Origin of the sequence: Vibrio sp. SCSIO 43135 (assembly GCF_023716665.1) — a bacterium.
Lineage (GTDB): Bacteria > Pseudomonadota > Gammaproteobacteria > Enterobacterales > Vibrionaceae > Vibrio > Vibrio paucivorans.
The window spans coordinates 408,302-427,581 of record NZ_CP071859.1 but is presented as its reverse complement, the minus strand read 5'-3'; the positions used below and the strand labels follow the sequence as shown (position 1 = coordinate 427,581).

Genomic DNA, 19,280 nt, shown 5'->3' with positions numbered 1-19,280 from the left:
TTAAAAAAGCGAGGCTAAATGCCTCGCTTTTTCTGTCACAGCATAATACTTCGATTACGCTTCAACTTTATTTAAATGAACATCCATTTGTGGGAATGGGATTTCAATGCCTTCATTGTCTAGGCCTTCTTTAATTGCCTGCATCAAGTCAAAGTAGGTATCCCAGTAATCCGCTGTTTTCACCCAAGGGCGAACCACAAAGTTTACCGAAGAGTCTGCCAAGGTATGCACACCAACTTGTACTCCTGGCTCTTGTAGAACACGCTCGTCAGATTCACAGATCTTAGTTAACAGTTCTTTTGTTTTCTGCAAATCAGCGCCGTAAGAAACGCCAATCATCAAATCAATACGACGCGTCTCGTGACGTGAGTAGTTAGTAATTGGGCTACCAATCACACTACCATTCGGTACAACGACCATCTTGTTATCAGGAGTCGTTAAGACCGTTTGGAAGATTTGAATAGACTCTACGCTACCAGCAACACCGCCAATTTCTACGTAGTCACCTGATTTGAATGGGCGGAATGCCACAATCAATACACCAGCTGCAAAGTTAGACAATGAACCTTGTAGTGCCAAGCCAACGGCTAAACCAGCGGCACCAATAACCGCAACCACAGATGCAGTCTGAACACCAACACGCCCTAGAGCGGCAATCAATACAATAACAAATAGCAGGTAACGCACTAAACCATGGATAAATTCGATAACCGCTTTATCCATATTTTTCTTTTCAAGAACTTTAGAAACGCTGTTAGCGACTGCTTTTACAATGATGTTACCGATAAATAGAATCAGTAATGCAGATAAAATATTCACACCGTACTGAATCAATAGATCCGAATTATTGCTGAGCCAATGTTCAGCTTGTTCTAACCCATCAACCAATGGTGTTTCGATCGTCGTCGATTCGTTTGCCATAACGCGTATCCTCTAAAAAATAAATGCTGCTATGAATCTAGCTGCCGTCAAAGTCCTATGAACAGTAACGAGCATATCAATTTCCTGAACATGTGTCAGTTTTTCGGCACGATATATCAATCGTTACTTTTTTCAAAGTCAGGTTTTTGCAAAAGCTGTTAAAACAATCAGTTATCAGACTATTCTTACATCGCCACCTTTTAGATTATGCGAGATTTTTCCATTCATCCACAAAGATAAGACAAGATAGGAATAAAGCTTGGGTTACACGCACAAAAAAGCCCGCTCGAAGAGCGGGCTTTTCGTTAACTTAGTAAAGACGAATTATAGTACGTCTACTGCGTTAAGGTCAGCGAATGCTTTCTCAAGACGAGCAACCATAGAAGCTTGACCAGCACGTAGCCATACGCGTGGATCGTAGTACTTCTTGTTTGGTGCATCTTCACCAGTTGGGTTACCGATTTGACCTTGTAGGTAATCGCGGTTTTCCGCTTCGTATGCACGGATACCATCCCAAGTAGCCCACTGTGTATCAGTATCGATGTTCATTTTGATAACACCGTAGCCGATAGACTCTTGGATTTCTGCTTCAGTAGAACCAGAACCACCGTGGAATACAAAGTTTAGAGCGTTAGGTGCAATACCGAACTTCTCTGCACAGTATGCTTGAGAGTCACGTAGGATAGTTGGAGTTAGTACAACGTTACCTGGCTTGTATACACCGTGTACGTTACCGAAAGATGCAGCGATAGTGAAACGTGGGCTAACAGCGTTTAGTTTCTCGTATGCGTAAGCAACGTCTTCTGGAGAAGTGTAAAGCTCAGATGCGTCCATGTGAGAGTTATCTACGCCGTCTTCTTCACCACCAGTACAACCAAGTTCAATCTCGATTGTCATGTTCATTTTAGCCATGCGCTCTAGGTACTTAGCACATGTTTCGATGTTCTCTTCTAGAGACTCTTCAGAAAGGTCTAGCATGTGAGAAGAGAATAGAGGCTTACCAGTTTGAGCGAAGAACTCTTCACCAGCGTCTAGTAGACCGTCGATCCAAGGAAGTAGTTTCTTAGCAGCGTGGTCAGTATGCAGGATAACTGGAACACCGTAAGCTTCAGCTACAGCGTGAACGTATTTAGCACCAGCTACAGCACCAAGGATTTGAGCACCTTGACCTTCAAGTTTAACGCCTTTACCAGCGAAGAAAGCTGCGCCGCCGTTAGAGAACTGAACAACAACTGGAGATTTAACTTTAGCTGCTGCTTCTAGTACTGCGTTTACAGAGTCAGTACCTACAACGTTTACTGCAGGAAGTGCGAAGTTGTTTTCCTTAGCTACTTCAAATACTTTCTGTACGTCATCACCAGAGATAACACCTGGTTTTACGAAATCGAAGATCTTAGACATGGATTTAATCCTATTTAACCGTCATTTAGAAAAAGTGTCGTTTTTATAACAAAACTTGTTAAGTTCAAATTTTGGCAAACGTTTGCTCACAACGTGCGCTATTCTAGCAAAAAAATGTGAAGTGCAGCAAACGAGAAAGCGGGAGAATCTCTTCCCCCGCTTTGAATGTTTTACTTAGCGCGCTCTTCTAGCATTGCTACTGCTGGAAGTACTTTACCTTCAACAAACTCAAGGAAAGCACCGCCACCCGTTGAAATGTAAGATACATCAGCTTTGATACCGAACTTGTCGATTGCTGCTAGTGTGTCACCACCGCCTGCAACTGAGAAACCAGCTGATTCTGCGATTGCTTTAGAGATGCCTGCAGTACCCGCTTCGAAGTTTTTGAACTCGAATACGCCAACTGGGCCGTTCCAAAGGATAGTTTTAGCATTGCCGATGATTTCAGCTAGTGCTGCAGTTGAATCAGGACCAAGGTCGAAAATCATGTCGTCATCTGCAACGTCAGCAACGTTCTTGATTTCAGCTTCTGCGTTCTCATCAAATGCTTTTGCACATGCAACGTCAGTTGCAACTGGGATAGAACACTCTTTCATTAGCTTTTGAGCCGTTTCTACTAGGTCTGCTTCGTATAGAGACTTACCTACGTTGTGGCCTTCTGCTGCAATGAATGTGTTCGCGATACCACCACCAACAACCAGTTGATCAGCAACTTTAGATAGAGACTCTAGAACCGTTAGCTTAGTCGATACTTTAGAACCACCAACGATAGCAACCAGTGGACGCTCTGGGTTGTCCATTGCTTTACCTAGCGCTTCTAGCTCTGCAGCTAGAAGAGGACCAGCACACGCGATAGGCGCGTTCATGCCAACACCGTGAGTTGACGCTTGTGCACGGTGAGCAGTACCGAATGCATCCATTACGAAGATGTCACACAGTGCAGCGTACTTCTTAGAAAGCTCTTCTTCGTTCTTCTTCTCGCCTTTGTTGAAGCGAACGTTTTCAAGAACAACAAGCTCACCAGCGTTTAGCTCTAGGCCATCTAGGTAATCTTTCGCTAGTTTAACGTCGCAATCTAGAGCGTCGTTTAGGTAGTTAACAACAGGAGCTAGAGAGAACTCTTCAGCGTATTCACCTTCAGTAGGACGACCTAGGTGAGAAGTAACCATTACTTTCGCGCCAGCTTCAAGACAGTGCTTGATAGTTGGAAGTGATGCAAGAATACGAGCATCTGAAGTTACTTTGCCGTCTTTTACTGGCACGTTAAGGTCAGCACGGATAAATACGCGTTTACCTGCAAGTTCCAGGTCAGTCATCTTGATTACAGACATGGTTTGTCCTCTCAAATATTTAATAAATAAAGTTTTTGGAAACCCGGCAACCCTGCCGAGCCTAATAATTCTTCAAACTGGTTACTTATATGGAGATACCGCTTATTTATTTCAAGGTCTGAAATAAAGTTTTCTCCACGCATCTTTCCTTACTTAGGTTCAGATGCCTGCATTGCGAGTGCCGTATCCAGCATACGATTCGCAAAGCCCCATTCGTTATCACACCAAACCAGCATTTTCACTAAATGCCCGTTACTTACTCGAGTCTGTGTACCATCGACAATCGCGCTATGGGGATCATGATTAAAGTCGATAGAAACGAGCGGCGCTTCAGTATAGTCAACAATGCCCTGTAATGTACACTGAGATGCGTTAACAATGGTTTGATTTACGTCATTAACTTTCACATTTGTATTAATTGTGACACTTAAATCCATCGCAGTGACGTTTACCGTCGGTACTCTTACAGAAATTGCTTCAAACTTGTTGGAAAATTTCGGAAATATCCTTTCAATCCCTTTATGCAACTTAGTGTCTACTGGGATAATGGATTGACTCGCTGCTCGAGTCCTGCGCAGGTCTGAATGGTAGGCATCGATCACCTGCTGATCGTTCATAGAAGAGTGAATGGTAGTGATGGTGCCAGATTCGATTTCGAACGCATCATCAAGCGCTTTGATGATCGGCACAATACAGTTAGTAGTACAAGACCCGTTCGATACGATCTTATGCTCAGCAGTCAGCGTGTCGTGATTCACACCATATATGATGGTGTTATCAAGGTCGTTGGCACCAGGGTGAGAGAACAACACTTTCTTCGCACCGGCTTTGATGTGCTCTTGCCCATCGGCTTGCGAACCAAAAACACCAGTACAATCCAACACAAGATCCACTTCAAGATCACGCCAAGGCAATAGCTCAATATCGCTAAGGTGCAAAATTCTAATCGAATCAAACTCACTCTTATCTTTCTCACATAAGCCGTGATGAATATAGATATGCTCTTGGTCGTTAGTCACCTTCTTACCAAATCGGCCATGACTGGTGTCGTATTGGAGCAAGTGTGCCATGGCATCTGGCTGCGCCAGTTCATTCACAGCCACCACTTTAATCTGTTGGTGCTTGCCACTTTCATATACCGCTCGCAATACATTACGCCCGATACGCCCAAATCCATTGATCGCGACTTTTAGCATGGATCCCATCGCCTTTACTCTATTTACGTGTCACAGATAGTAACTGATAGGCGGCTACTTCGCACCCATAGAGTGATATGCCACGAAAATAGTAATAAATTCACACTACTTATAATTAAACCCTATGCATAATTAACAAGTGAGTGGTAGATAACCTCACCCTGCGGCTGTTTTTTACCTAGTTTTGTCAACCAAAGGAAAGGGGTATCTATGTTTACAGCCACTCAGTTTTGCGAGAAATGCCAACAAGAAACTGTACATAGTGAAGTGTTAGTTCGTAAGCCTAGTCGTTACGACACACAATTTACTTGGACAGGTCGAATTCTTCTTTTTATTAGAGAGTTCATCAATGGTGGGCACTACTACAACATGGACCGATACGTGAAGTGTAAGGTGTGTGGCCATAAGCAGCTTGATAACAAAGGCGACGAATTCGAATAACTGCGGGCATAAAAAAACCGAGCATATGCTCGGTTTTATTTTGTCTTTTAAAAGTAGAAGGCGCTATTACTGCTCTTCTTCTTCCATATCTTCGTCGCTGTATAACGCGTCTTCACCTTCAAACACCCTTACACTTTTATCAATGAGATTGGTGTGAGAAGGTACATTCTCAAAGGCTTTTCTCACCATTCATACATTATTGCAATAATCATGCGAAAAGTTAGAAAAAGATGTGAATTTACAAACCAAAAAATTCTCACCTTTAGGTAAAAAGATAGCGCTGGTTTAACATTTGTATTCGTCTAACAAACGTTGTGAGACAAAATACACACTACCTTTAGCTCTTGTACAAGCTACGTATAACTTATTTAAAGTCGATGCTGCTAAAGTAGCCAATCGTCCTTTTGTATAAGCTGTGAATGTGGTTGGGTTTAGAACTATGCAGATGTCAGCAAAATCATCTAAGCCTTTTGTATTTCCCCAGTTGTCAGTCCTTCCAACGTACTTGTAGCTTTCTTTAAAAAACAATTTAACGATGGAATCGTCGGAGAGTAACCTCTCAATATGTTCAGGATCATCAATTAGAGCAACATTGACTTCATCTTGTCGATGGGAGCTTATTGTGATGCCGACTTGCTCGGTAACAAATCTGCAAACTGTTGGACTACATCTATAACTGTGGGAAAGTGTATCTAAGTCGATTGTGTATCCTGCATCTTTGACCTTGGTAAGATACGCTTCATAGTTGTTATGTAGATTCTTTTGAATATTACCATCTCGGCTAGTATCAAAAGTATGTTGGAAAAAGTCACCAACAAGTAATACCTCCACATCCATTTTCGACAACTGACAAAGCAAGTTGAAGTCATTAGCTGCGAAATCTTGAACTTCATCTACGCAGAAGAAATCAAAGTACTTTTCAATACGCCTAGCAATGTCAGACACGCCATCACAATCAATCATCATCTTCGCAATACGGTTATGGTAAAGTCGGTCTCCTTGACTAACGTAATGCTCATGAGTGTTACGCTTCGCAAATCTAGGTGGTTCACTATAGCTAACCCCCTTTATCTTCATATCGTTACCAACTATTGGTCGCACGCAAAACGATAAGAGGAATGAGAAATAGGTATAAACACGTACACCTTTAGGCATGACCCCAAATTTGTTTAAAATTCGTTTCTTAAGATTAGTAGTATTATTAACTGTGTAAGTAACAATCAGCGCACGACTATTTATTTCCAATTTATCAATTATGTGTTGTGTTTTGCCAGAGCCTGCGACAGCTAGTACTACTCGCTTATCCATTCAATAGCCTCTCTAATGTATGGAGGCACCGTGATTTCATTCGCCTTCTCATCAAGTAACCCAAATGCTGCGGTAGTTTTGTTCTTCAGCATATACTCTTGCGGTTTTAATTGAATTTTTCCCCCTGAAAACAAGTCGTCGCAGATTTCTTTATTATCTTGATACATGCATATTTCAAAAGTTGTTCTGGTGTTATCTGTGTCAGCGCATACAGCTATGCAATCTGCCTGATAATCATGATAATTATCTATACAGTTTTTCTGGTAGTCACTGTCATTGTCGCGGATCACCGCAGTCCTAATGTTCAGCAGCTTAGAAACTTCCATATATCGTTTAAAGCTAGTACCACCGACTGAGATGATATGGACGCCATCCTCGCTTGGTGGATGACCTTTAGTGCGCTCGTATAAGCACTCCATTAGAATATATTCCGCATCACCCTCAACAAGAATGACTTTTTCAGAAAGGACATGCTCTAGGATGTTATGATTAGGAGCTTTAGCAAAAAACTTAGCAGTGTCCCTAGTGAGGTCTGTCAGGGTAGCAGGTTTGGTTGCTGCACTATTCAGTAAGATCGACTTTCTTAAGTCTAACCTTGAGCTGATTAGGCTGCTATGGGTAGCAATTATGACCTGACTATCATGAGCCTTCTCTACCTGACCAATTAGCTTATACATGCTAGTGTGGCTAAGGTGGTTCTCAGGTTCTTCTAGTAATAAGACATCTATTGTCTTGTCTTCATCACGCTTTCTCAATGCGAATGCGGTCTTAATAAAGCATTGTTTTCCCTTACCACGGTTTTCAATGGGTATCCCTTCTTCTGTGAGGGTGAGGTCAGTTTCCAAATTAAACTTTGAGCCAGAGCGGATAGCAAAATCGTACCCTTCTAAATCATCATTAATCACATTTAGTTGAGCATCCCTGAAAGCATTTTTTTGCTGTCTATATTCATTCATTAAACTGTAACGGACAGGTTGATCCACGGTCGCTTCATACATGGCTTTTACATACTGACTGTTTGCGTACTCGTTGTTTATTTGAGTACTGTCAATAGACAAAAAGCGCAAAAACTTCCGATAACTGGAGTATGTGTCCCCACTGAATGTAATAAACTTGGCGACGTAAAATTCGAAAGGAAAGTTATCACCTTCAGTATCCAAAACTTGCCGTATCTCCGTGCTTAACTCTTCGTTCGGCTCACATATCAATTGAAGCCCGTCAGCATAAGTTCCATCACTGTTGTTTCTGCCGTTGAGGTCTGGGTTACCTGCATCGTTTAGAAACAATTCAATATGTAGACTAGGGAGGCGGTCTATATTTTTCTCACCCGCTAGAAACTCTGAAACAGCACTTGCATTAAGCAAAGCTTCAATCCCCAAGCTTTCTACCTTGCTTCTACTGCCACTCAATACAAGCTCAATAGCCGTCAATATAGTGCTCTTTCCTGCTTCATTATCCCCAACCAGAATGTTTCTTTTTGGATCAAAATAGAGCTCATAATCTCTGAATTTCTTAAAGTTTTTGATTTTTGCCTTCAAAATATGCGTCATTATAGTGCTCGCCTAACGATGGAAATTATTAGCGAGAATATTGTATAGACTTCATAGTAATAAGAATACTGTTGCATTCACGAGTTACAACTTTGAAAGGGACAGAAATGCGTTATAGATGGTATGCAGCGATACTATTTTCGGATAAGTTGAGTTAGGAAAAACGCCTAAATGGACCTTCAATAGAAATACTGCTGGTTCAGTTGGAAGATCTAAATCGATTTATAAGGCTGAATATTTCGTCAGGAACAGTATTCTCAATAAAAGCTCGTTCTTCGCTATGAAGGCTATTGAAGTCAGCAATTAAGGTCTCCATCTCATTTCTAGATGAGAGAACTCTCTGTGCGTCTTCGGAAGACAGGGCAATATTTCTCATGTGACCCAGCATCGCTTGCATCTTCTCGTTCTTGTTCTCGTGATTCTTTTCAATAGCCATATACATGGACATCCAAAGCTCAAGGGCAATGTTTGACTCTAGTTTTAGCGCAGTACCATTAGTTAAGGAATTTAAGAACGTCATGAAAGCGAGGTAGTTTTCTTTCCTTGCTAGGGGGGTAATCTTTCCAATTTCAATGTAATGCCCGGAGAAAGTTATAAGCTCTGACAATATTCCCCTTAATGCCCTCTGATATTGAAATGCACCAAACATGTTTAAAACAAGTACGTTTTCAACCTTTGAAGTACTGAACAAGTCGCCCAGTTCTGGATTACTGGAAAAGCGAATCGACATTTTTCTTTGTATTTCTAGCTGGTTATGGATATGAGTGTGTACATTCCTATGACCTAACCCGATGTCACCACTCAGGTTCTCTTCATGCGTTATGCGTTATGCGTTTATATATTTCCACCGCCTCAGAGAGAAAGCTACTGTCTGAAATGAAGGCTTTTAATGTGCAGAACTCGAAACTGTTACTTGGGAAAATATTTCGATATAGCTCATCTGGATCAATGAATGTAACACGGTATTGATTTTCCAGCTTTTTGAGGAGGCTTACAAAACTCTCCTTATGGCCTTGGTACCTCTGGAACGCGATTAGTTTTAATTGTTCTTTTTGTTCATGCCTTAACGCCCTATTTTGAATAATAAGGAATAGCAGTGTTCCGACCGTTCCTATTGCCCCTAGGCTAGTACTGATGGCAGAAACGCTCTCTGCTTTTGTCCAATCCATATCCCAAATTGCCGCTAAGATACCGCCACCAACCAAACATGCTACGACACCTGCAACAAACGCTAAGCACGTAAACATTAATAGCTCTGATATTTTCAATTTTCGGCTCACCCTATCTAGCTGATTTTTAATGCATATTCAGTTGAATTATACGTATTAAAAATGCTTATCTCTATTTCCAATGGCACTTCTCTGAAACGTATCGCAAAAACGGCAGTATCACCTCCGAACTAGGTCGGGGCACGAACGTACGAGAACTTATCGCTGAGCAACCGACCTTGTAGTGGCATAGTGAATTTAGCCACAGAGTTAAAGTTCTAGACATGAGGAAAAGTAGGTCAAAATATGCTTTAGAGAACCGCGTAGCTGAACTCTCGCAACTCATTTCGGGGCAGATCTGAGCTAAGTGGCACTTTTTGAGAAAGTGCCACCAGTAAAACTTCAAGCCTATGAAGCCTCTGGACAGAAACGAGTTAGATTAATTACCCAAATTCGTCTCTGTCAGATTAGGATGAGTATCTTGAAGCCTTTTATCTGCGCATAACAACGAAAAAGTCATTAGATCTTTTCTAAGGGCTTACTGGAATGAATGTTCAAGCATAAGCATAAATCTCGGTAGTTTGGCTTCATGCAAGCGAAAACGCCCTGTACGAGATAATTCAACATCAATGCCATCAACTTCCATATGAATTATGTCAATTACAGCTTTAGTATCACTGTAATTATTCAAATAGAACGGATGTAAGTCCTTTGAGCTTACAATCTTTGTCTTAGCCAAAGTGTTAGCATCACAATGGATGTTGGACAGTGACATAGATTTAATTACATGTTTGTAGCTTGCATCAAAAATTAGCAACAACGTTTTCAAATCGAATTCAGCGGGCTGTAAGTTACAGTCAGAACCAAACAGTGTCCTTATCATTTCAAATGGGTGCTTCATGCTTCTAGGTGGATCTATGACGTAGACTGCATGCTTAGTTCCAAATCGAATACCGAACTTCACTTTAATGTAAGAGACCGATTCAATAGTCGAAACGCTACCGTCAAGTGTTTCGATTTCTTGTTTAAGGATTTGGCGTTCTGTGAATTGGATGATGAATTCTTCATCGTCATCAATTACTTCAAACCCAAAGCCTGTGTCATGATCGTACTGCCTATGTGCGAGGTTCGCACGGACAATCTTTTCTATAGGTATCTGATCGACCTTGTATAGTTTTACCTTAACCATCAACTAGCCTCCTGCTTGTCAGGTTCTGGTGTTGCAGATTGAAATTGTTGTGCGTATTCTTCTTGAATGATGTCGTTTACCACAAAGATATGCTCTTCTAGGTGTGCAATCACTTGGTCAAATTCTGCGTCATTTAGCTTTTCTTTAGTATCAGGCATGCCTGATGTTTCTTTGCTAATGATTTTAAACTTCAGATCTTGTGCTTTGTATTTCTCATCAAAAGCCAGTTCAAAGGTGATTACAGGTGCGCCCGTTAAGAATGTAGCTTTCGACTTCCATTTGATCTGACTACGGTAAAAACCATCTTTACATAGATCTTCGATCTGTGTGGTATTCACTAATGATTTTCCGTCATATGAAGCATTATCGATAAATGTCTTATTGTCTTTATCATCGGCTTTTGCATCCAGTTCAAAATCATCACGTTCTTCGTCAGAGTCATCATCCAATTCAACAGACGTTGGCTGTTCTAATGCAGTGTGGATCTTACTTACACGTACTTTTTCTAGCCCAGCATAGCTAAACCCTGATTTACTCGTGTATAAAGAGTCGAAGTCGTACATGTTTTCAGCAAAAGCGTTGCGATGCTGAGCTTCAGTAATACTTGATAGATCAATTTCACGAATGCAAATCTTGCACTTCTGCTTTTCTTGGTACTTATCAATTACTTTCCCAAGAATTTCTTTAATTCGCTTTGTGTAGTTAAAACGAACCGAAACATAGCTAGGATGTACAATGAAACGAATTTCACCACCATACATCTTACGTTGTTGGAACTTACTGCGCTTGAAATCAAATTCCGTATATTCGATTGATATCACGTACATGCCGGGCGCGGCAAAGTGTTCAATCGTTTCGCTACCAAGCATTGGTGGACGCTCTTGCTTAACAATCTCGACAACGTCATATAGGTCGTCAATATTGAAGTTATCGAAACCTTCAACATCATTAAAAATGCGTTTTACAGAAAACAGATCCTGACTGGAATTTGAAGCAAGTTTCTTTTGAATCTTTTCTACATGCGAGTAAGAGAATGGTAAATCGGAAATCTTTTCTACTAGGTCTTCACGTTCCAGCTTCTTTGGAAAAATTAACCCTCGATCAAAAGCAATTTTTCGCAGTGCGCCTTCAGCCATCTTCGCTTTGTTTGAATGCAAGGCAGTGTAGATGTCGCTTTCATTTGCGAATAGTGTTGCTTGGTACTTATTCATTATTTTCTGCCTTACTCAAAGTTACAAATGCGATTGTGCTGTTCACTACCAACTTGGAAATCATAAATCGATACCGTTTTGGTATGGATTGGAATTGAAATGATGTTCTCTCGAACCGTTTTAAGCTGTTGGCTGTTAAACGAATACTTTCCTGCGTAGTAAGTAATTGCGTCTTTTAGATACGTACCTGAAGTCGATGAAAATGGTGTGCTGATGTAAATGCGATCAAACTGATTCAGCAATTGATAGTTAAAAATGTATTCGAGAACAAATACAAATGCTTCTTTGGACTTAACATCTTCATCCCAAAAAATGTTTAGAATCTTCTTACGGTCGGTGATTACTTTATCGCCTTCGATGTGCTTAAAAAAATCATGTTCGTAAGAAAACATCAACATACCAGATGTAATCATTTCCAATGACGCAGAAGAGCCCCCCCCCTTCACGGACAGCTTGTTGTGCTTGTCAGGGTAGAAAAAACTACATTTCTCTCGATCAGGAATCTTCTGCCATAAGATTTCTTGAGCAGTAGTATCAGCTGGAATATTTCTACGCTTGTTGATTTCTTCAACAGTACTAAGCAAGAAACGAATCAGCCTAGGGTCGAAAACTGCCATCATAGAGTTTTCAGGCATGCTGTATTCTGAATTAGGAACACCACTTAGCTTATCAAATAGTTCGTCGTCGTATTCATTGTCGTGGTTATAGATAAATAGCATGCCATGAACTTTGTATTTGCTAGGTTGTTTCAGCAAATATTTACCACGCCATTCAGGACTTTTTTGCGAGCACTCTACCTGTTGAGCAAGGCTACTAATAGTTGAACGGATACCCCTGTAGTTTTCAATTGTAGACTTCTTGTACGATTTAAGATCTGTTTGAACGTAGATCGTTACTTCACTGTCATACGGGTCTGAATAAGAAAAAACGATATCAGTAGGATGTGTTTTTTCCTTTGGTTTCTTTGCTTCACGCTGCGCCTTGGTTAAATGCGAATCCATGCAGCATTTCCAGTTTACGTCTGTTTCATCACCTGTACGCCACTTCATTTCATTAAAGATTTGACTAGAAATGATTTCTGCAATTGCGCCGATATGTTTAGTTTCAGCCACTGACTTTACCTATAACTCCCTGATTGTTATCCACCTATTTTATCGACACTCCTACAGATGAACAACGAGTCACTACGTGAAGTTGCATACTTTAAGTAAGGTTTTTGCCTTCTGGATCACCAAATTGAAAAATCGTTTACTTCATCTAGGTTAGAAAGCCTTCCATCCCTTTCGATACCAAATAATAAGAAACTCTCATTTCTAACAATTTGGACTTCAGATTAGCGTTTGGATGAAAAATCCACACCGAGAGAATAATGATGAATGTTTGCGTTAACTCATATTGGGGCAAAGATGAGCCAGAGTTCGGTTGGCAGGCGTTGTGCCAATTGTAAGTAATCTATAGATAAAATTCATAGCTTCTGCTCCTTCACGCTAGAACGTGGAAGTTGTTACGTTGAAACAGCTTGAGATATAGAGTTTTCCGGCCAAAAACAGATGACTAAATGGGTAGCTAAATTATTAGATCGCTCATTTGGGTAAGAATTGGTAAATCATTTACCAATTCTTACCCAAATGCAGATCTAGACGAACTCATTAGTTTAGTGAAGAGTGTCTACCCTATGTTTTATTGGGGCACTGTCGCTCTAGAAAATGCCGAGTGAAACGGTTCTGGACAAAAGTGAGTTGGGGCGACCACCTCAACTCACTTGTAAAGCATAAGAATTCCTAAACTACATGCCCTGTAAAATCTACCTTGAATCCCATTTTCTGCGAAGTTCAATAAGACGCTCGTCTTTTCTCAACTCTGCATTGGTTTCACTCAGTTCTTCTATGTAATCACCAACGCCATATGGCCAGATATTGATATCATCTGGTAGTACAGCATCTAGAATAGATAGAAACTCTGCTGGATGTTCTTTTGCGAGATCGTTTCCATGAATGTGTAGATGATGATTGCGGTCAAACTTTGTTAATAATGGCAAAATTAATTGAGCTACCTTTACAAAGTCAGACTCTGACCAGAATGCGATCTCACACAAACGAGAAGAAACTTCAGACGACTTTGCAACAAGGTGCTTAGGCCAGACATTGATAAGTAATTTTTCTAAATCCGGTAGCCATTCAATGTCATCTCCATGCCGTGCTCGCCATAGAAATTGGCATCGAAACGTATCATCTGTTTTAATGAGAACATCTCGCAATTCTAGGTCTGATACCCATCTTTCTGATGACTCGTCATCAATCAGCTTCCAAGCAGAAAAAACTAGACCAACAACAGACTCTAAATTTCTATGACGCTCAAAGTTCCCTGAGTAGCTCAACTTTAGTAGGTACGGCTTGAGGATAGAAAAAAGCTCCTTCCCTGTCACCCCCTCCCATAACACTCCGGCCCAAAGAGCGTCATAATCTTCTTCTTGCGACTCAAGAGCAGATAATAAGTGTACTCTAGTCCAGTTTGAATCTACCCAAAAAAACCAGCTTAGTTTTCTGGCAAGCAAAACCAGTGCATATCGACGTAAATCATTTGGTAATCCAAGTAGCTCTTCAATTAAGCACAACCAATTTTCAGGTAAACCTTTCCCCTCTTCGCGATTTGCTATATGAGGATCATGAAATATAGCCTCTAATAAGTACCCGATTGGTGAATTGATTGATTCCATAGCCCAGTCAGGGCTATCACTCCCTCTTACTATTGAAGAAATACTTTTTGATGGATGTTGCTTAATAGAACTGATGGTCTTACGAACAAGCCCAACAAATATGTCGTAGTAGTTTTCAGCTAAAACTTTGCTCGATTGTCTTAACCAATAACAAATAGGTCGCATAACTTCCGCGATCTGTTCGCTAGAGAATTGCGATAATGTTGAAGCAATCAGCGCCATCAACTTTGGCTTATCATTTTTACGGCTATCAACACATAAGAATTTATCCCAAGCCCACTCAGGTATCTCACCTGCGTTGAGACTTCGTTTCAATGCTGAGAATGCCCGGACAGGTTTATCACGTGACAGTCCTAAAAAGGGATCTGATTCAACAAGAAAATCAAATTGTCTACCCGACATTTCTCTAGACTTGACCAGAACTTCTTCTAGCGGTATACCGATAAGACTTGAAAAATCTTCATCCGTTGTAACTATCCCACCACGGGCTCCGTAAGATCTTGCAGCATCTTTAGCAAAGCTTGAATCCCACATGGGTGTATCTTGAGTTAACTTATCAATTAAACCTTGTAGATCGACCTCAAGTGCGCAACCTCGTTGGCTTAACCATACCGCTCTGTCGAGAATCAAACGGGCTTTTCTTTCTTTATATTGCTCTTCTGGCTCGTTCTCCCAACGAGGAGGACCCAATAAGATCCGCTCTTCAATACACTGCCTAGTTTTGGATTCTAAGTCTTTCCACCTATTCTCAATAGAAAGGAGTAAGTCACGTTGGTAAGAGCTTTTCCAAAACGCATCATTTGGAATCATACAGAACACCAAATGAAAATTATTATTTGGTACTAAATCATTTTTCCCTAATGCCCACATTCTTAGCTTCGCGAACACAGTGGTATCGTCAATAGGCCAAAACGACATCTCTTTTTGAGCAACGGATATGGAGCTTCTTGCCAATTTTTCCAAGTACTTTATGTAGAGCAATACCCATGAAAATAGACCATGAGTTCTTGAGTAGCGATCCTCATTATCATCTTCTCGAACAATGGAGGCATCCATTGCGAAGCAATGAGACCCAACTTCTAGCTCTAACTCTACAGCGGTTTCCAGGTTGCGTCGAATGGCACGAGTTACTTGATAAAGCCACTCCTCAGGAACAGTTATTTCTCTTGGCAGATCAGGATAGACGACTTCGCGACGGATTAAATCTTCTAAACACAGTTCATCTGTCACCAATGAACTTCTAGTTGTATATGGCAGGGAGAGGCTTATATAAGGTTGAGAACATTTAAAGAAATTACCAAGAACTCTATTTGTCCATCCAGTCTTATCCACTTCTCTTTTCAAATCGAACCAGTCGCTGTAACTTCTTTTATCTTTATTGCTATCCAAAAAATCTAGCAAATAAAGCCAAGCACTATATATGACAGGATTGATATTGCGAGGACCAAAAGTCAGATCTGACTTGAGAATTTTCTTTACCCAAGGGTGTAAGTTAGGTTGCTGTACAGCCCACCAAATCGCCTCTGGTTGCTCTGCTACTTTACCTAACCAACTAGCAAGAAAGTTCAACCTCGGTGGCAAAGTTGAACGCTGGGTCACCCCAAAAAAACTATCTAAGTGGCTTTCTGTTGTTTGCTTTAAGTCATGGCTACTTATAGCAAAAGCATTCCAAGCATTTATGGGTACCTCGCGTTTAGTATAGAAATCGTTCGGCTCAATGCGCTGAGGAATAGGGTCAGAGTCTAATGAGTATAAATCGAACGGATCGACTGCATCTTTCGGTTTTTTATATCGCAACTTAGGATCAAACACATGAAACCACGACGCAGGAAGAAGGGTATCAGCTTCGAGTAGTTTCTTCATACCTTCTACATGCGAAACTATATGTGCAACCTGACCACGCTCAAATGCTTGCATTCGTTGAGGCCCCAATTGGGCTTTTTCGATTACACTCTGATACCACTGAGTTGGGTTTTCCGCTCTTTCTGACCACATTTCCAATGTTTTCCACATTGCGTCAAATCGATCAAATGGAATTGCTTTGACACCTTTATGCGCCCATTTTGCGGAGGCTTCGCTTTGGCTTCCAATCTGAAAAGCATAAATATCATTCAATGTATTTGAACTTTTGTTTAATGCCTCTAGAAGGTATTGAATTGGGGGATCGTCAGCGGAATAACCCACAAATACCACAACGTATTTTTCCAGAATACTCTTAACAAAAGATGTTGCCCACCCATTGGCAAGATAGGCTTCACCAAACTCCGAACTTGAAAGAACGAAACCACTATTTTCAGCTCCCGTTCCACTCTCATTCACTTTTCCGTGTAAGTAGACCACACCATCAAACTCATTAGGATGCAAAAGGTCAGGCAGTTTTGGAGGTGTAAATGTCGGTAATTGAGGGTTGCAAATGTCGAACAAGCGGTCAAAGTTTGTAGTAACTAAGCGGACTACACCATCAGTTGTGGTGGCTAGTTTCAGCATGGTACGGTGAGCACTTAAGTCAACATCAGACTGCGGTGTTAATGCTTCCGCCACTGCCTCATAGATATCACGAGTTAAAAATTCTCGTTCTAATAATCCAAATATTTTATCAGCTGAGACAACACCTTCCACCCCCGTGCTGTCTGTTATTTCCTGTGCTACATTGATGAGCTTAGAGGCTGCACTATTTGTTTGAACACCAAGCTTAGCTGTTACAGATGAAGCCAGTCCAAAAAAGTCAGCAAAACCAGCTTTTGCTCTTGAAACACCAGCCCCACAGAAAAAAATCACACGACCTTGATCTCTTGCAAGTAGAAGATCATCAGGAATTGAAGGGCCATTAACTGTAAAACGCATCGATATTCCTTTTTACTTAGCTTTGTTGAACAAAAGTGAGCGATAGGTCAGAGAAGCCTCAACCGAGGATATCACGTATAACATACTGGATGCTTATTGTGTCATATCAGGAAGCTAAGTTTATTTGAGAAAAAGCTCGATATAGATAAAATTTGCTTATCGTAAAGGAAAGTAGCTTTAAATCGTTTTGGGGCAAAATCTTGTAATAGCTTCAACGTGAATAAGCTGACGCACAATAAAGAAGCCCCGCAATAGCGAGGCTTAATGATGTTTATTTGTAGTACTGGCGGCGTCTTCTCGAATTATGCTTCCAGCACTTCGCAACGTGGTATACGTATGCAGGATAATCATCCCACGGGTTAGCTAGTGCTTTCCCTCTAGCTGCTCGCAATTTGATTGGATATCCACGACACTCAACTTTGTGTAGGAAAAAGTAGCTCTTCTCCTGCTTAGTTGAAAAATGCTTATGTGTTCCGCTACGCACGCTCGGGTACACATCCCATAGATAAGTGCCGTGCGCCTTGATATGGCTTCGGTACTGTTGCTTAAGTTTTTTCATTTACCCTCCAGGTTTACATTACCTAGAAGGGGTCCTCTGCAAAGTAGTTCATTTGTCCACCATGATGTGCTCTTTACCTAAGTCTAGCAAATTCTAGTTAGGGCCTAAAATCATTACCAATGCTTATCAAGCAAACCATGCTTCTTAAAACACTTCGGGGCAGAAGTGTGTCACTCATCTTCAGTGTAAAGCTCGGCATAGTCGATTAAATCCATACAACGATCGATATACTTTAAGTCTTCAAAAGCCCTCCATTTTTTAGCGAGCCTGAGCGAATATTTAAACTCGACAGTGTTTTCTAAAATTTCTTTATTGGTATGCTCAACATGTACAAACTCAATACGACCAAATGGTGTTGAGTACAGGCCTGATTCTCCTGTTGTTGCCAGAATTAACATCATGGGTACCTGAGAGATTATATGCCAACGTGATAGAGCATCTTCAAATGATATATAGCACTGTTGGCCTTTACGGAGTGATAACGCGATCTGCTCAAGGGCACCTGAGGGTCTTTGGGAGCCTAAAAACACAATCAACTCAAACTGAATATTCACGAGATAAGGACTTCTAGCCAAAATCTGTTCAATATTGTCAGTTTGGAAAATCGAGCAGATCTCATTATTTGTGTAAATAAATTGCCCTGTGCGGCGGTAACGCATTTCAAGGAACATTCTCATGCAAAGCACCCGTATCGTTAATGAACTCTCATATTTCATATGTGAATTTAGGTAACAAAGAACACCTTAATCAGTAGTTTTGAACGATTCAATAGAAGTATGTTGAATCATTCTCAACAAGAAGTAGGGTAGGAACAACTGAGGTCAACCGGTCAGATAAGGTTACGAAATAGACAGATTGTAATCAGCCTAATCCAACTAATATCCATTCAAAAATTAATCAAAGGATGGAGCATTCTTGAGGGACAGTTTAGGAAGCCTAGATTTGTCAATTAGATCAGAGCGCAAAGACCTTTTGTCGATGGAATAGCTGCCGTCATCACGTGAAGCAAAAAGTCTCACGTAAAAGCGCTCTTGAGATTCACGCTTCATTCTTCTCATTTCATCATAGTTCGCTTTATGAGCCATATTGAGAACCTCCCTTGGCGCTTAGAAAAACAGTTTATATACAGGACTACTCATTTGCAAAAGCACTATTGATTTCGAGATGCACCTCAAGTGAACGGATGCTTGGTTGCCCATCTAGTTCTGTCATGTTCTATGCTCTCTTTTTTATATTCTTGGAAGCAATTCGTGCTTTTTCGACCATAAAATTTTGCTTTTATCCGTTTTGTATCTAGCATAATTTTTGGATGACATACACGGGATTGCTGGCGGTTCCACCTAGGTCGTAAAATTTACAATTTAATCCTAGATAATTCATTATTTGAAATGACTATGCGCTCTCG

General features: G+C 40.9%; 16 protein-coding genes. 1 reads left to right on the top strand and 15 read right to left on the bottom strand.

Translation table 11 applies throughout. The annotated features are described in order from the left end of the window. Nucleotides 1–54: 54 nt before the first annotated feature. The 4 genes from mscS to epd all read right to left on the bottom strand — a co-directional run bounded on the left by mscS (nucleotide 55) and on the right by epd (nucleotide 4,849). Nucleotides 55–921, bottom strand: a complete 867-nt coding sequence (gene mscS, locus J4N42_RS02045) for a small-conductance mechanosensitive channel MscS (RefSeq protein ID WP_252029366.1) — start codon at nucleotides 919–921, stop codon at nucleotides 55–57. A 324-nt stretch (nucleotides 922–1,245) separates the two neighbouring features. Then, complete coding sequence (gene fbaA / locus J4N42_RS02040) at nucleotides 1,246–2,322, bottom strand: class II fructose-bisphosphate aldolase (protein ID WP_252029364.1); 1,077 nt, start codon at nucleotides 2,320–2,322, stop codon at nucleotides 1,246–1,248. Nucleotides 2,323–2,492: 170 nt separating this feature from the next. Further along, nucleotides 2,493–3,653, bottom strand: a complete 1,161-nt coding sequence (locus tag J4N42_RS02035; protein ID WP_252029362.1) for a phosphoglycerate kinase — start codon at nucleotides 3,651–3,653, stop codon at nucleotides 2,493–2,495. A gap of 149 nt (nucleotides 3,654–3,802) precedes the next feature. Then, nucleotides 3,803–4,849: an erythrose-4-phosphate dehydrogenase gene (gene epd / locus J4N42_RS02030; protein WP_252030767.1), complete on the bottom strand. Its 1,047-nt coding sequence runs from the start codon at nucleotides 4,847–4,849 to the stop codon at nucleotides 3,803–3,805. Nucleotides 4,850–5,059: 210 nt separating this feature from the next. Between epd and J4N42_RS02025 the strand changes: the two genes are divergently transcribed. Further along, nucleotides 5,060–5,290, top strand: coding sequence for a hypothetical protein (locus J4N42_RS02025; protein WP_252029360.1), 231 nt, complete (start codon nucleotides 5,060–5,062; stop codon nucleotides 5,288–5,290). 66 nt (nucleotides 5,291–5,356) lie between these two features. Here J4N42_RS02025 and J4N42_RS22605 read toward each other — a convergent pair whose 3' ends face one another. The 11 genes from J4N42_RS22605 to J4N42_RS01975 all read right to left on the bottom strand — a co-directional run bounded on the left by J4N42_RS22605 (nucleotide 5,357) and on the right by J4N42_RS01975 (nucleotide 18,552). Beyond that, entirely contained in the window at nucleotides 5,357–5,479 is a 123-nt protein-coding gene (locus J4N42_RS22605) for a hypothetical protein (protein ID WP_286036659.1), read from the bottom strand. A 96-nt stretch (nucleotides 5,480–5,575) separates the two neighbouring features. Then, nucleotides 5,576–6,598, bottom strand: coding sequence for a DEAD/DEAH box helicase family protein (locus tag J4N42_RS02020; RefSeq protein WP_038140375.1), 1,023 nt, complete (start codon nucleotides 6,596–6,598; stop codon nucleotides 5,576–5,578). Next, nucleotides 6,583–8,148: an ATP-dependent nuclease gene (locus J4N42_RS02015; RefSeq protein WP_252029358.1), complete on the bottom strand. Its 1,566-nt coding sequence runs from the start codon at nucleotides 8,146–8,148 to the stop codon at nucleotides 6,583–6,585. The genes J4N42_RS02020 and J4N42_RS02015 overlap by 16 nt, the downstream gene beginning before the upstream one ends. A gap of 199 nt (nucleotides 8,149–8,347) precedes the next feature. Next, on the bottom strand, nucleotides 8,348–8,878 hold the full coding sequence (locus J4N42_RS02010; RefSeq protein WP_252029356.1) for a hypothetical protein: 531 nt from the start codon (nucleotides 8,876–8,878) through the stop codon (nucleotides 8,348–8,350). An 82-nt stretch (nucleotides 8,879–8,960) separates the two neighbouring features. Beyond that, entirely contained in the window at nucleotides 8,961–9,395 is a 435-nt protein-coding gene (locus tag J4N42_RS02005; protein WP_252029354.1) for a hypothetical protein, read from the bottom strand. A 499-nt stretch (nucleotides 9,396–9,894) separates the two neighbouring features. Further along, on the bottom strand, nucleotides 9,895–10,545 hold the full coding sequence (locus tag J4N42_RS02000) for a hypothetical protein (RefSeq protein ID WP_252029352.1): 651 nt from the start codon (nucleotides 10,543–10,545) through the stop codon (nucleotides 9,895–9,897). After that, entirely contained in the window at nucleotides 10,545–11,756 is a 1,212-nt protein-coding gene (locus tag J4N42_RS01995; RefSeq protein ID WP_252029350.1) for a hypothetical protein, read from the bottom strand. The genes J4N42_RS02000 and J4N42_RS01995 overlap by 1 nt, the downstream gene beginning before the upstream one ends. A gap of 11 nt (nucleotides 11,757–11,767) precedes the next feature. Next, the gene (locus J4N42_RS01990) at nucleotides 11,768–12,868 is read right to left on the bottom strand and encodes a PD-(D/E)XK nuclease domain-containing protein (protein ID WP_252029349.1); all 1,101 of its coding nucleotides are present in this window, start codon (nucleotides 12,866–12,868) and stop codon (nucleotides 11,768–11,770) included. 692 nt (nucleotides 12,869–13,560) lie between these two features. Beyond that, nucleotides 13,561–17,316, bottom strand: coding sequence for an SIR2 family NAD-dependent protein deacylase (locus tag J4N42_RS01985; RefSeq protein ID WP_252029347.1), 3,756 nt, complete (start codon nucleotides 17,314–17,316; stop codon nucleotides 13,561–13,563). Between the two features lie 271 nt (nucleotides 17,317–17,587). Further along, the gene (locus tag J4N42_RS01980; RefSeq protein ID WP_252029346.1) at nucleotides 17,588–17,875 is read right to left on the bottom strand and encodes a hypothetical protein; all 288 of its coding nucleotides are present in this window, start codon (nucleotides 17,873–17,875) and stop codon (nucleotides 17,588–17,590) included. 170 nt (nucleotides 17,876–18,045) lie between these two features. Continuing rightward, on the bottom strand, nucleotides 18,046–18,552 hold the full coding sequence (locus J4N42_RS01975; RefSeq protein WP_252029344.1) for a hypothetical protein: 507 nt from the start codon (nucleotides 18,550–18,552) through the stop codon (nucleotides 18,046–18,048). Nucleotides 18,553–19,280 lie beyond the last annotated feature (728 nt).